Genomic DNA, 12600 nt, shown 5'->3' on the forward strand with positions numbered 1-12600 from the left:
GACTTCCGTGACCATCGACCTTGCCGCCCTCCCCGAGGACTTCCTGTGGGGCACGGCCACGTCGGCGTACCAGATCGAGGGAGCCGTCGCCGAGGACGGCCGCTCCCCCTCCATCTGGGACACCTTCTCGCACACCCCGGGCAAGATCGACCAGGACGACCACGGGGACGTCGCCTGCGACCACTACCACCGCTGGCGCGAGGACATCACGCTCATGCGCCGGCTGGGCACCAACGCCTACCGGTTGTCCATCGCCTGGCCCCGGGTGCTGCCGGGCGGCGACGGCCCGGTCAACGCGAAGGGGCTCGACTTCTACGACCGGCTGATCGACGCCCTGCTGGAGGCGGGCATCACCCCTTCCGTCACCCTCTACCACTGGGACCTGCCGCAGGTGCTCCAGGACAGCGGCGGCTGGCCGGTCCGCGACACGGCGCACCACTTCGCCTCGTACGCGGCAATCGTCGCGGAGCGTCTGGGCGACCGCGTCCGGCACTGGACCACGCTCAACGAGCCGCTGTGCTCGGCCTGGATCGGCCATCTGGAGGGCCGGATGGCCCCCGGTCTGGCGGACCTCACGGTCGCGGTCCGCGCCTCGTACCATCTGCTCCTGGGTCACGGCCTGGCCGTGCAGGCCGTCCGCGCGGCGGCGCCGGGCGCCCAGGTCGGCATCGTCAACAACCTGTCCAGCATCGAGGCCGCGACCGACCGCCCCGAGGACGTCGCGGCGGCCGGCCGCCTTGACGGGCACACCAACCGCTGGTGGCTGGACCCGGTGCACGGCCGCGGCTTCCCGGCGGACATGCGCGAGGTGTACGGCGTCGAACTCCCCGAACAGCCGGGTGACTTGGAGACCATCGCGCAGCCCCTGGACTGGCTGGGCCTCAACTACTACTTCCCGACGACCGCCGCCGACGACCCCACCGGCCCGGCCCCGCGTGTCCGCACGGTCCGCCGGCCCGGCGTCCCGCGTACCGGCATGGACTGGGAGGTCGACGCCTCCGGTATCGAGCGCCTCCTGCTCCGCCTCACGGACGACTACGGCGCCCGCAAGCTGTATGTCACGGAGAACGGGTCCGCCTATCCCGATGCCGTCCGTCCCGACGGCACCGTGGACGATCCCGAGCGCACGCGCTACCTGGAGCGACACCTCGCCGCCTGCGCCTCCGCGGCCCGCAAGGGCGTACCCCTCGCCGGTTACTTCGCCTGGTCCCTGCTCGACAACTTCGAGTGGGCCTACGGCTACGACAAGCGCTTCGGTCTTGTGCACGTCGATTACACGACGCAGCGGCGCACGGTGAAGGGGAGCGGATACCGGTACGCGGACATCATCCGGGCCCACGGGGAGAGGAGCCGCAGCGCGGCCTGACGTCAGCCGATGGCTCGGCAAAGTCGCCGCCCCCGTCACCCGCCGATCGTGGCGACGGGGGTCATCGGCTCCCGGACGCCCGCGCGGCGGCGGCCGCCATCCCTGCTGATCACATGCCGAACCCTGTCACACGCCCCACGCGGCATGTTCCTCGCCGACCGCGCGGGGCACGGTTTCGATGAGCGTGATCACGCAGAGGTGGCTCCGGTGGCGGGCGAGGCGTCGTCGGGCCGGGGCGTCGCACTCGACCCGGCCGCCCGCCTCCTGATATCCGGCCGGGAAGGACGTGTCCCGCTCGATGTCACCGAGGAGGCCGTGCCCGCTCCCCGAGGCGCGCCGAAGCGTGCGAGGCAGTGCCACACCATCTTCAGGTCCTGCGGTGCGTGGCGGCCGGTGCGGGCGGCGTCCCCGATGATCCGGGGGTCGAGGTGCCCGTCCTCGGCGATCCGGGCGCCGAGCGCGACGAACCCGGGGCCGCGGAAGTCAGGGTGGCGGCGCAGTTCCTCGACCGGGAGCCGGTACCCGGGGTGCCACTCGACCGGGCACGGCAGCCTCCGGGCGGCCGTCTCGACGGGTGTGCCGCGGTAGCTCGCGTCGAGGACCAGCGCCTCCATGTCGCTCGCCAGGGCGACGGGTCCGTGCACCTGCGCCTCGATGTAGTCGTTGAGCGCGTCCTGCTCGTCCGCCTCGGCCAGCTCGATCAGGGACATCCCGGCGGCGACCCCGAACGCGGAAGGCTCGGCCGCGCTGTCCGGGTAGCAGAAGGTGGCCCGGCGCAGTGCCGCGCCGGTCAGCCGGAAGTGCGAGGAGCCGAACCGGGGCGCCGCGCCGACGACCTGGCGCCGGAAGTTCAGGCCGCCGTACACCGGGCGCTCGTGCGCGGGCGCGCTGTCGTACGCCGCACCGAAGATCCGGCTCTCCCAGCGCCAGCGGTCGCCGCCGGGGTGCGCGGTCAGCCCGCCGTTGCTCGTGCCCGTGACGAACTGCGAGCGGTACGCGCCGTCCTGGGCCAGCGCCTCCAGGATCGGCCGCCCGCGTACGAGCCGGTCGGGGTGGAAGTTCAGGGTGACGCGCAGCGCGGGGTCGACCGCCGGGCCGTGGGAGCGGGCCGCGACATGGCGCAGGGCCCGCTCCCGCGCGGTGCGACCGCCTCCGAAATCCACTGGAACCCTCCCCTGCGGCTATGTACCTTAAGGAAAAACCTAGTACCTCTAGGTTTACTCACGCCATCGCCCCCCGCCACGGAGACCCCCTTGAGATCACTCACCGAGCAGGACATCCGCAACTCATTTATCAACTGCTCCAAGGGGGAGGCCAAGCGGCTCGCGACCCCTCGCGACCTCGACCTGCGCCCCTGGGACGATCTGGACTTCCTGGGCTGGCGCGACCCCGGGGCGCCCGACCGCAGTTATCTCGTCACCGAGCGAGCCGGCGAGCTCATCGGCATCACCCTGCGCTTCCCCTCTTCCCAACGCGGCTTCCTGCACCGCAGCATGTGCTCGCTCTGTCTGACCACCCACCCGGGCAACGGGGTCTCGCTGATGACGGCCCGCAAGGCGGGCGCGGCCGGCCGCGAGGGCAACTCCGTCGGCATGTACATGTGCGCCGACCTCGCCTGCTCCCTGTACGTACGCGGCAAGAAGGTCCCGGAGTCCGGGAGCCGCTTCGAGGAGAGCCTCACGATGGAGCAGCAGATCGCCCGGACGGTCGGCAACCTCTCCGCCTTCCTGGAGAAGCTGTACGCCTGATCCCCCTGATCCCCCCGATTCCCCTGATTCCCCGGTGAACAATCTAGGCTCCCTTACGGACAGATCCGGTCCTCGATCATCACGTTCGGTACACCTGCGAAAGGGGAAAAGGCCAAGGATGCGAGACGTACGTGGTGCGTGGGCCGAGGTGGGCGCGCAGGTTCGGAAGTGGCACCAGGAACCCGTGGTCGTCCAGTCGGTGCGGTCGGCGGCGGCCGCGACCATCGCGTACGTGATCGCGCTGCGTCTCAGCCCCGAGCCCGCGCCGCTCACCGCTCCGCTGACCGCGCTCCTGGTGGTGCAGGTGACGCTCTACGCCACCCTCACCACCGGCATCCGCCGGGTGAACTCCGTCGTGGCCGGTGTCGTCGTCGCCATCGGCTTCAGCGTCCTCGTGGGGCTGACCTGGTGGAGCCTGGCCCTGCTCATTCTCGCCTCGCTGGCCGTCGGTCATCTCGTCCGGGTCAGCGAGTTCGTGCCCGAGGTGGCGATCAGCGCCATGCTCGTGCTGGGCGTGACCAGGGTCGGGGACACGGCCTGGGCCCGGGTGCTGGAGACGCTGATCGGCGCGGGCGTCGGACTCGGCTGCAATCTGCTCTTCGCTCCCCCGGTGTGGGTGGGCGCGGCCGGTGAGTCCATCGAGGGACTGGCCCGACGGGTACGGCGGTTGATGCTGCGGATGGGTGAGGAGGCAGCGGGCCGCACCCCCGTCGAGCACGCCACCGCCCGGCTGCACGAGGCGCGCCGCCTGGACCACGACATCGTCGAGGTGGACGCGGCGCTGCGGCAGGCCGAGGACAGTCTGAAGCTCAATCCCCGCGTACGGGAGGGTCTGCTGCACCGGATCGTGCTGCGCACGGGCCTCGACACGCTGGAGATCTGCACGGTGGTGCTGCGGGTACTCGCCCGTACTCTGACCGACCTCGCCAAGGAGCGCGATCCCGAGCCTCTGTTCGAACCGCAGGTGGGTGCGACGGTGGAGCAGCTGCTGTCGGAGGTGGCCGACGCCGTGGTGAGTTTCGCCGTCCTGGTGACCACGGACGTCAGCGACAGCGCCGAGTCGGCGGAGGCCCGGCTCGCCGCGGAGCTCACCACGGCGGTGGCGACCCGCGACAAACTGGCCCAGCTGCTGCTCGACGGGGTCCAGCGGGACGCCCGTGAGTGGCATCTGCACGGCGCCGTCCTCACGGAGGTCAACCGCATCCTGGACGAGCTCGACACGGAGCACCGCTCACGGCGGCTCCTGGAGGAGCTCGACCGCGGCACGCGCGAACAGCGCGAACGCCGACCGCACCTCGCCCGGCTGCGGGAACGTCTGCGGATGCCGCGGATGCCCCGTCGCGACCGGAACCGTCCCCCGGCCTCGAGTCGTTCTATGTGAGGAAGACCGGGCCGCGCCGCATCACGGGCGAGGCTCCCCCGCCGTCCCCCGTCGACCGCGCGGCCTGCACACGGGCCGGGCTGCCCTGGTTCGAGTACTACGACAACGACGCGCAGGACGTCGCCCCCACCGACACACTGGGCTCGGTGCAGCCGGTCGGCGACTGGCTCGGCGCCGACCACGAGCCCTGGCAGGAGCCCTCGCCCGGCCAGGTGAAGCCGCTCGGGGACGCGCCGGGCAAGCCGGTCGAGGACGGTGACTGGTAGGCGGCCCGGTCAGGTCGTTGCGCACCGTGCACCATCCATTGCCTTTTTGGCACGATCCATTGCCTTTTTTGCACTTCTCGGGTGTCGCGCGCCAAGGTTGTTGTCACAGCTGAGGCAACCGACACCCGAGGTGCAGGCATGAGCAGTGGTGCAGAACCGGCGCGGGGCACGGGCGGCGGCTGGAGCAGGCGCCGGTTCGTCGGAGTGCTGGCGGGGGCCGCCGTGGTGACGACGGTCCCGGCACCGGCCGCGCCGCGCACCGAGTCGGCGAAGGCCACAACCGCGCCCACCGACGTCACCCCCTCCCCCTCCGCTCCCGTCACTCCTTCCACTGCCTCCTCCCCCACCCCCCGTCGGCTGTTCCTCGGCACCTACACCTCGGTCGACGGCGGCGGGAAGGGGATCGGCCTGGCCACGTACGACCCCGCGACGGGCGGCATCACGGCCACCGGCACTCTCACCAAGATCGCCGACCCGTCGTATCTCGCCGTGCATCCGAACGGCCGCACGCTGTATTCCGTCAATGAGCGGCAGGAGGGCGGCGTGACGGCCGTACGGCTCGCCGACAACCGGGTGCTGGGTGCCCGGAGCACCGGCGGCGCCGGCCCCTGCCACCTGTCCGTGCATCCGAGCGGGCGCTGGCTGCTGAGCGCCAACTACACCTCGGGCAGTGTGGCCGTGCACCCCATCGGCGCCTCGGGCGCACTGGGCGAGCGCACCGACCTGGTCACGCACTCCAGTCCGGCGCCGGGCCCGGGCCAAGAAGGCCCGCACGCCCACCAGTTCGTCACCAGCCCCGACGGCGGCCATGTCCTCGCCGTCGACCTGGGCACCGACACCGTCTACACCTACCGGCTGGCCCCGTCGAAGGGCACGCTCGCCGAGGTCTCCCAGGCGCACACCCGGCCGGGCGCCGGGCCTCGCCATCTCACCTTCCACCCCGCCGGCCGCTTCGCCTATCTGGCCAATGAGGTCGACAACACGGTCGTGGTCTGCGCGTACGACCCGCCGAGCGGACGGCTCACCCCGGGCGACCCGCAGTCCACGGGCACGGGCGAAGGCACGAACTACCCGGCGCAGCTCCTGGTGACGTCGGACGGGTCGTACGCCTATCTCGCCAATCGCGGCCACAACAGCCTCACGCGGTACGCGGTCGAGGCGGACGGCGCCCGGTTGAGGCTCCTGGACACCGTCCCGGTCGGCGGCGACTTCCCTCGCCACATCGCCTTCTCGCCGGACGAGGGACTGTTGTTCGCGGCGAATCAGCGGTCGGGCACGGTCAGCGTTTTCCACGTCGACGAACAGAGCGGTGAACTCCGGCTCGCGGGCGCGCCGTTCGCCTCACCGGTCGCTGTCTGTGCGCTGCCGCTGTAGAGCGCGGGGACAGGAGGCGGAGCTCGCCTGGGTGAGCAGCACGTGCATCCGTTCGGTGAGCTGCGAGACATCGTCGGCGGGCGTGTGGAACGGCAGGCGTACGTCACCGTTGCCGCGCGCCCGTTCGATGCGCAGGGTCAGGCCGTGCCGGTCGACGGCGAGCGGCTGGACGCGGACCGCGCCCTGCAGGCCCTCGGGCTCGACGAGGCGGGTCAGCCGCTCGACGGCGTCCGGGTGCGCGTCGGCGAGGTGGGTGAGGAGCGTGGACTCGGCCGCGGCCAGGGGGTCGGGGGCGGCGTCCGCGAACTCGTCGAGGTCGACCACCACCGCGCCGGGCGCCTCCCGCAGCACCACGCGAGAGGGCTGGAACTCCAGGTGCCCGTCGGCCAGGACGAACCAGCCGGCGATCCAGAGGCGGGCGCGGATCCTGTTGCGTACCGCAACGGGCGCGACGTCCGCGAACTCCAGGACCGCGGACGGTTCCCCGCGCGGCGCGCGGAACGCGGCGGCGAGCAGCGCGCTGTCCTGCGGCACATGCAGGTGCAGGCGCCCGTCCGCAGTGACGGTGTGCGCGCCGACGAGCTCCTCCCGGCCGCCCTCCGCGGTCACCGCGCAGGACCATGCCGAGGCGAGCACCGAGCGGGCGCGCTCGGCCGCGGCGGGCGCGGCCGTCCAGGCATGACGGTCACCCATGCGGTCACCCATCCCAACCTCCCTTATTAGGTAAGCCTTGCCTAACTTAGCGGAGATCGGGGTGTACGCCAACCACGACACACCTCCGACTCCCCTGTGGGTTACGGCGCGATGGCGCCCAGCAGCGCCCGCGCACACAGATCGCGCAGCTGCTCCCGGGTCAGCTCGGCCCCCCTGAGCCACTCCAGACAGACGGCGGTGGTGAAGGCGAGCCACCCGCGGACGGCGATCCGCAGCTCGGGCCGGTCCTCGGGCGCCCCGCCGAAGTCCGGGTCCGCCGCGAGCGCCGCCAGGATCTGTTCCTCCTGCGCGGCCAGTGCCCGCCGATAGACCCTCCGCACGGCCTGGTCACCGGCCGCGTCGGCACGGTGGAAGGCGCGGAAACCGTGCGCGTGCGCCTCGACGTACTCCAGGAAGGTGTCGAGCCCGGCGCCGAGCTGCTCGCGTACGGGAACGCCGGGTACCGCCGCCGTCATCCGCAGCATCCGCTCGCTCTCGCGCTCCACGACGGCGGCGAAGAAGTCCCGCTTGGTCGGGAAGTAGTGGTAGAGCAGACCGCGCGAGACCCCGGCGATCTCGGCGACCTGCTCGATCCACACCTCGTCGTACGGGCTCTCCGAGAACAGCCGCGCCCCGACGGACAGCAGCTGCTCCCTGCGCTCCTCGGTACTCAGCCGACGGCGCGTGCGTTCCCCTCGCTCCCCCTGTTCGCCCATCATGGCCGCACCTTACTTGACGTCGGTTCAACAACGGGATCACACTGAAAACCGCTATTGAACCCACGTACAACATGGTCAGGGCAACAGATCAGGGCAGCAGAGTCGACGTGCCGCGGGCACAAGGGAGATGGCGTCATGGCGGAGACGACAGGGGCCGTGCTGCCCAAGGGGTTCCGGAGTGCGGAGCTGGGCTGGCCGGAGTTGCACCGCATTCCCCGTCCGCCCTACCGGCTCCCCCTCGTCGGGGATGTGATCGGCGCCAACGTCCGTTCTCCACTGCAGGACTCGATGCGTTTCGGCCGCCGGCTCGGGCCGATCTTCCGGCGCAAGGGCTTCGGCAAGGAGATCGTCTTCGTGTGGGGCGCCGAGCTCGCGGCCGAGCTGGCGGACGAGACACGGTTCGCCAAGCACGTCGGCCTCGGGGTCGCCAACCTCCGGCCGGTCGCCGGGGACGGTCTGTTCACGGCCTACAACCACGAACCGAACTGGCAGCTGGCCCACGACATCCTGGCCCCCGGCTTCAGCCGTGAGGCCATGGAGGGCTACCACCCGATGATGCTCGCCGTGACCGAGCGGCTGATGGACCGCTGGGACGGGGAGCGGACGGCGGGGCGCGCGGTGGACGTACCCGGTGACATGACGAAACTGACACTGGAGACGATCGCCCGCACCGGCTTCGGCCATGACTTCGGCTCCTTCGAGCGCTCCCGCCCGCATCCCTTCGTGACCGCGATGGTGGGAACCCTCACCTACGCGCAGCGCCTCAATGTGCTGCCCGCGCCGCTGGCTCCGGTGCTGCTGCGCGGTGCCGGCCGGCGCAACGAGGCGGACATGGCATATCTGAACCGCACGGTCGACGGTGTGGTGTCGGCCCGTCAACGCGCCAGTGGTGAGGGGGACTTGCTCGACCGGATGCTGGAGACCACCCATCCGGAGACCGGGGAGCGGCTGACGGCCGAGAACATCCGGCGTCAGGTGATCACCTTCCTGATCGCGGGTCACGAGACGACTTCGGGCGCGCTCTCCTTCGCCCTGCACTATCTCGCCCAGCACCCGGACGTCGCCGCCCGCGCACGGGCCGAGGTGGACCGGGTCTGGGGCGACACTCCCCTGCCCGCTTACGACCAGGTCGCCAAGTTGCGCTACGTCCGCCGGGTCCTCGACGAGTCGCTACGACTGTGGCCGACGGCGCCCGCCTTCGCGCGCGAGGCCCGCGGGGACACCGTGCTGGGCGGGGTCCACCCGATGCGGACGGGTGCGTGGGCGCTGGTGCTGACGGCGCTGCTGCAGCGGAATCCCGAGGTGTGGGGCGCGGACGCCGAGGCGTTCGATCCGGACCGCTTCGACCCGCAGGCGATACGGTCCCGGCCCGCGCACACCTTCAAGCCGTTCGGCACCGGCGCGCGGGCCTGCATCGGCCGGCAGTTCGCGCTGCACGAGGCGACGCTGGTGCTGGGGCTGCTGCTGCGCCGCTATGAGCTGCGACCCGAGCCGGACTACCGGCTGCGGATCACCGAGCGGCTGACGCTGATGCCGGAGGGGCTGCGGCTGCACCTCGACACCCGCGCGCCCGCGCCCGACTCAGTCCTGAGCCGTCCAGTGGCCCGGGCGGGCGACTGACCGCGGCAGCCTGGTCCCGGCACCGCCCCTGGCCGCGTTCAGCTGGGGCTGGGTCAGGAAGAACGCGCCGGTCAGGTCCGCGTCCGTGAGGTCGGTGTCGCGCAGGTCGGCACCGATCAGGTCCGCGCCGCGCAGATCCGCGCCGGTGAGGTCGGCGGCGATGAGGTAGGCGCCGCGCAGGTTGGCACCCCGCAGGTCGGCGCCCTTGAGGCGGGCGCCCATGAGGTCGGCGCCGCGACGGTCCTTCTTCTTGCCGCGCCCGACTCCCGCGCGCACGAGTTCGCTGGTCCGCAGCAGGAGGGGGTTGACCTGCTGCCGGTGTGCGTTCACGTCCAACTCCCCAAGCTCCTCCGGGGATTGATTCGTCAGCCGCTCCGTCTCCTCGAGGGCGCGGCGGACGTCGGCGTGGATCGGGCGGGCCGCGGGGAGAGTCAGGGCCTCGTTCAGGTACCAGAGCAGTTCGTGGAGCTGGCGGACGACCGGGAACACGTCGAACATCTGCCGGGCCCGCTCTCGCGAGCCCGTGCGCCAGTCCTGGCCGCCGAAGGTGACCTCGGAGACCTGCTGGCCGGCGCCGAAACAGTCGTACACCGTGCACCCGCTGAACCCCTTCTCCCTCAACTGCGTGTGAATCCCGCACCGGGAGTCCGTCCGCAGGTTCGGGCAGGGCTTTCCGGCATCCTTGTCGATCGCGAAGTCCGCCGAGCGGGCGAAGGGCAGCGCGACGCAGCACAGCCCGAAGCACCGACCGCAGTCGGCCCGCAGCTCGAGGCGCCGGCCGTGGACTGCTGTTCCGCTGTCTTCTTGCATGTCATCAGCGTACTGAGCCAATGGGGGTACCCCATGAGGGGTGACCGGCACCACGTGCTGCTTGATGAGCGTGTCCAAGGGGTTCATGTACGCCGCTCGGAGCTCGCTCTCGTCCATCGTCGCCCTTCTCCCGTCAGACCTCGTCGCGCGTCAGCGCCAGCAACCGGTCCAGGACACGTGGCCCCCCGGCCCGTACCCCGTCGTGCTCGAACTCGTCCGTCACCCAGGTACGCAGACCACCGATGGCGCGGGCCGTCCGCAGCGAGTGCTCCGTGTCGACGTACATGTCGTCGTGGTAGACCGCCGCGGCCACCGGCACCTCGTTGGCGGCGAGGCGGGCGGGGTCGTACAGCGGCGGCCAGTCGGTGCGGGCGGCGAGTTCCTCGGCGGTCTCGCGCAGGGGGCGCAACGCCGGGTCGGTGTCGAACATCCAGGGGTGTACGGACTCCCCGGTGAACAGCAGCGGTCCGTCGCCCGCGAGGGTCTTGGCCGCGTCGAACTGCGGGAACTCGGCCCGCACCCGCTCGGCGGACCAGGCGGTGGGGCGCTCGTCCTGGGCGTAGCAGGCCTCGTGGACGAGCGCGTACAGGGGGTGGCCGGCGTACGACAGCAGGCTCTGCACCTCCTCCTGGAAGGCGTCGGAGAGAGCCGGGCCCTGCGGGGTGCGGACGAAGGCCTCCTCCAGGAGGTAGTGCAGGCGGTGGCTGCCCTCGCCGCCGCCGAGGAGGATGCCCAGGGACTGGAAGGCCTCGACGATCAGGCGGTAGCCGTTGCTCAGGACGGACTCCTGGCGGCCCAGGAACTCGGCGATCTGCCGGGCTCGCTCGATGTCCTGGGGGTATCGCGCGTAGTGTGCCGCGACTTTGCGTTCGATACGGGGGTACGCGGCCCGGTAGACGTCGTCCGCGTGCGCGTCGAGGGAGGGCAGGCCGCCGGTGAGGACGGCGGCGCGCAGCCCTTCCGGCGCGGTGGACAGGTAGTGCACCGCGCAGAAGCCGCCGAAACTCTGGCCGAGTACGGTCCAGGGGGCGCCGCCGGTGAGCCGGGGGCGGATGGTCTCGCAGTCGCGGACGATGGAGTCGGCGCGGAAGTGCGTGAGGTAGTCGGCCTGGGCGCGGGGGCCGCCGCGCAGCGGGAGCGTCTGGCGATTGGCGGGCGTGGAGTGGCCGGTGCCGCGCTGGTCGAGCAGCAGGACCCGGAACTCCTTCAGCGCGCGGCCGAGCCAGGCCTGCTTGCCGACGAAACGGTTGGCACCGAAGCCGGGGCCGCCTTGGAGGTAGACCAGCCAGGGGAGGTCCTGGCGCGCCTTGTCGCTCGCGACGACCTCGCGGGCGAAGAGCTCGATGCTCTCCCCCGCCGGGTCGTCGTGGTCGAGGGGCACGGTGAAGCGGTGGTCGGTCAGGGCGACACCGGGCTGGCGATAGCTGACGGTCAACAGGGCTCCCGAGACGTACGGATCCAGGCTGCGTCCCAGTTGAGCACATGATCCCCGGCCGGCCGAGTCCGGGGATCAAGAAAACCGTACTGAATGGTCGCTCAGCACACGCGGCACGCGGACCGTGCCACGCCTCAGCGCGCCGACAGGCTGGAGCGGCGGACCACCAGTTCCGGCTGGAGCACCACCCGGCGGTGCTCGTGCGGCGTGGGCGCCGTCTCGGCCTCCGTCTCCTCCAGCAGCAGTTCGGCGGCGAGGGCGCCCATGGTCATGGCGGGCTGGCGTACGGAGGTGAGCGGGACGGCCGCGGCGGCGGCGAACTCGATGTCGTCGTAGCCGACGATCGCGAGGTCGTCGGGGACGCCGACGCCCGCCGCGTACATGGCCTGCAGGACGCCGAGCGCGAGCAGGTCGTTGGCGCAGAAGACGGCGGTCGGGCGGTCGGAGAGGCCCAGCAGCCGGGCGCCCGCGTCGCGGCCCGCGGCCACGTCGAGGCGTTCGGTCGGCAGCTCCCGCAGCGCGGTGGGCGCAAGGCCGGCCTCGGCCAGCGCGTTCAGGGCGCCGGTGCGGCGGTCCCTGACCTGGTTGAACCCGGGGGGTCCACTGACGTACGCGATCGACCGGTGACCGGCGTCGACGAGGTGCCGTACGGCCAGCGCGCCACCCGCCACGTCGTCGACCGAGACCGAGCACTCGGTGGTGCCCTCGGCGACCCGGTCGACCAGGACGAAGGGGATGCCGTTGCGGCGGAACGTCTCGATGTTGCGTCCCGTGGCGTCGGCGGGCGTGAGCAGCACGCCGCGGACCCGTTGCTCGGCGAAGAGCGACAGGTAGTCGGCCTCCTCGCTCGCGCTCTGCGCGCTGTTACAGACCATCACGCCCAGCCCGGCGTCCCGCGCGGCGCGCTCGGCGCCGCGGGCCACGTCCACGAAGAAGGGGTTGCCCATGTCGAGGACGAGCAGGCCCATGATCCGGCTGCGCCCGGCCCGCAGCTGGCGGGCGGACTCGCTGCGGACGTAACCGAGCCGGTCTATGGCCGACAGGACGCGCGCCCGGGTCTCGGAGGCGACGGAGTCCGGGCGGTTGATGACGTTGGAGACCGTGCCCACGGAGACTCCGGCGGCGCGGGCGACGTCCTTGATACCCACCGACTGGGCCATCAGGCAGGAACCTCCAGGGGGACGAGTA

The 12600-nt window shown here is 71.7% G+C and carries 11 protein-coding genes and 1 pseudogene; 6 read left to right on the forward strand and 6 right to left on the reverse strand.

The window, feature by feature from the left end; genetic code table 11:
• Nucleotides 1-7 precede the first annotated feature (7 nt).
• Nucleotides 8-1366, forward strand: a complete 1359-nt coding sequence (locus OG747_RS03240) for a GH1 family beta-glucosidase (protein WP_405877571.1) — start codon at nucleotides 8-10, stop codon at nucleotides 1364-1366.
• 188 nt (nucleotides 1367-1554) lie between these two features.
• Here the strand turns inward: OG747_RS03240 and OG747_RS03245 are convergent, their stop codons facing one another.
• Nucleotides 1555-2529 (reverse strand): DUF3626 domain-containing protein, encoded by a 975-nt coding sequence (locus OG747_RS03245; RefSeq protein ID WP_405877573.1) that lies wholly within the window; start codon nucleotides 2527-2529, stop codon nucleotides 1555-1557.
• Between the two features lie 90 nt (nucleotides 2530-2619).
• On the opposite strand from OG747_RS03245, the gene OG747_RS03250 reads away from it, so the two are divergent.
• The 4 genes and pseudogenes from OG747_RS03250 to OG747_RS03265 all read left to right on the forward strand — a co-directional run bounded on the left by OG747_RS03250 (nucleotide 2620) and on the right by OG747_RS03265 (nucleotide 6135).
• A complete protein-coding gene (locus OG747_RS03250; RefSeq protein ID WP_405877575.1) occupies nucleotides 2620-3114 on the forward strand; it encodes an FBP domain-containing protein in 495 nt (164 codons plus the stop codon).
• Between the two features lie 118 nt (nucleotides 3115-3232).
• Nucleotides 3233-4495 carry an FUSC family protein gene (locus OG747_RS03255; RefSeq protein ID WP_405877577.1) on the forward strand — a complete coding sequence of 421 codons (1263 nt, stop codon included), beginning with the start codon at nucleotides 3233-3235 and terminating at the stop codon, nucleotides 4493-4495.
• A gap of 11 nt (nucleotides 4496-4506) precedes the next feature.
• Nucleotides 4507-4761 (forward strand): annotated as a pseudogene (locus tag OG747_RS03260) (hypothetical protein); the annotation flags it as partial.
• A 138-nt stretch (nucleotides 4762-4899) separates the two neighbouring features.
• A complete protein-coding gene (locus OG747_RS03265) occupies nucleotides 4900-6135 on the forward strand; it encodes a lactonase family protein (protein ID WP_405877579.1) in 1236 nt (411 codons plus the stop codon).
• Here OG747_RS03265 and OG747_RS03270 read toward each other — a convergent pair.
• Nucleotides 6103-6828, reverse strand: coding sequence for a DUF2470 domain-containing protein (locus OG747_RS03270; protein WP_405885434.1), 726 nt, complete (start codon nucleotides 6826-6828; stop codon nucleotides 6103-6105). The genes OG747_RS03265 and OG747_RS03270 overlap by 33 nt on opposite strands.
• A gap of 101 nt (nucleotides 6829-6929) precedes the next feature.
• A complete protein-coding gene (locus tag OG747_RS03275; protein WP_405877581.1) occupies nucleotides 6930-7547 on the reverse strand; it encodes a TetR/AcrR family transcriptional regulator in 618 nt (205 codons plus the stop codon).
• 135 nt (nucleotides 7548-7682) lie between these two features.
• Between OG747_RS03275 and OG747_RS03280 the strand changes: the two genes are divergently transcribed.
• Nucleotides 7683-9167, forward strand: coding sequence for a cytochrome P450 (locus tag OG747_RS03280; RefSeq protein ID WP_405877583.1), 1485 nt, complete (start codon nucleotides 7683-7685; stop codon nucleotides 9165-9167).
• Here the strand turns inward: OG747_RS03280 and OG747_RS03285 are convergent.
• The 3 genes from OG747_RS03285 to OG747_RS03295 form a co-directional block, all read right to left on the reverse strand.
• Nucleotides 9129-9977 (reverse strand): pentapeptide repeat-containing protein, encoded by an 849-nt coding sequence (locus OG747_RS03285; protein WP_405877585.1) that lies wholly within the window; start codon nucleotides 9975-9977, stop codon nucleotides 9129-9131. The genes OG747_RS03280 and OG747_RS03285 overlap by 39 nt on opposite strands.
• A 133-nt stretch (nucleotides 9978-10110) precedes the next feature.
• Entirely contained in the window at nucleotides 10111-11412 is a 1302-nt protein-coding gene (locus tag OG747_RS03290; RefSeq protein ID WP_405877587.1) for an alpha/beta fold hydrolase, read from the reverse strand.
• Nucleotides 11413-11546: 134 nt separating this feature from the next.
• On the reverse strand, nucleotides 11547-12572 hold the full coding sequence (locus OG747_RS03295) for a LacI family DNA-binding transcriptional regulator (protein WP_405877589.1): 1026 nt from the start codon (nucleotides 12570-12572) through the stop codon (nucleotides 11547-11549).
• Nucleotides 12573-12600: the final 28 nt, after the last annotated feature.

Origin of the sequence: Streptomyces sp. NBC_01384 (assembly GCF_045040035.1) — a bacterium.
Classification (GTDB): domain Bacteria; phylum Actinomycetota; class Actinomycetes; order Streptomycetales; family Streptomycetaceae; genus Streptomyces.

Coding starts and splice junctions, on each gene's coding strand:
- OG747_RS03255 (WP_405877577.1), top strand. CDS start 3,233: ATGCGAGACGTACGTGGTGCGTGGGCCGAGGTGGGCGCGCAGGTTCGG.
- OG747_RS03265 (WP_405877579.1), top strand. CDS start 4,900: ATGAGCAGTGGTGCAGAACCGGCGCGGGGCACGGGCGGCGGCTGGAGC.
- OG747_RS03270 (WP_405885434.1), bottom strand. CDS start 6,828: ATGGGTGACCGTCATGCCTGGACGGCCGCGCCCGCCGCGGCCGAGCGC.
- OG747_RS03275 (WP_405877581.1), bottom strand. CDS start 7,547: ATGATGGGCGAACAGGGGGAGCGAGGGGAACGCACGCGCCGTCGGCTG.
- OG747_RS03280 (WP_405877583.1), top strand. CDS start 7,683: ATGGCGGAGACGACAGGGGCCGTGCTGCCCAAGGGGTTCCGGAGTGCG.
- OG747_RS03285 (WP_405877585.1), bottom strand. CDS start 9,977: ATGCAAGAAGACAGCGGAACAGCAGTCCACGGCCGGCGCCTCGAGCTG.
- OG747_RS03295 (WP_405877589.1), bottom strand. CDS start 12,572: ATGGCCCAGTCGGTGGGTATCAAGGACGTCGCCCGCGCCGCCGGAGTC.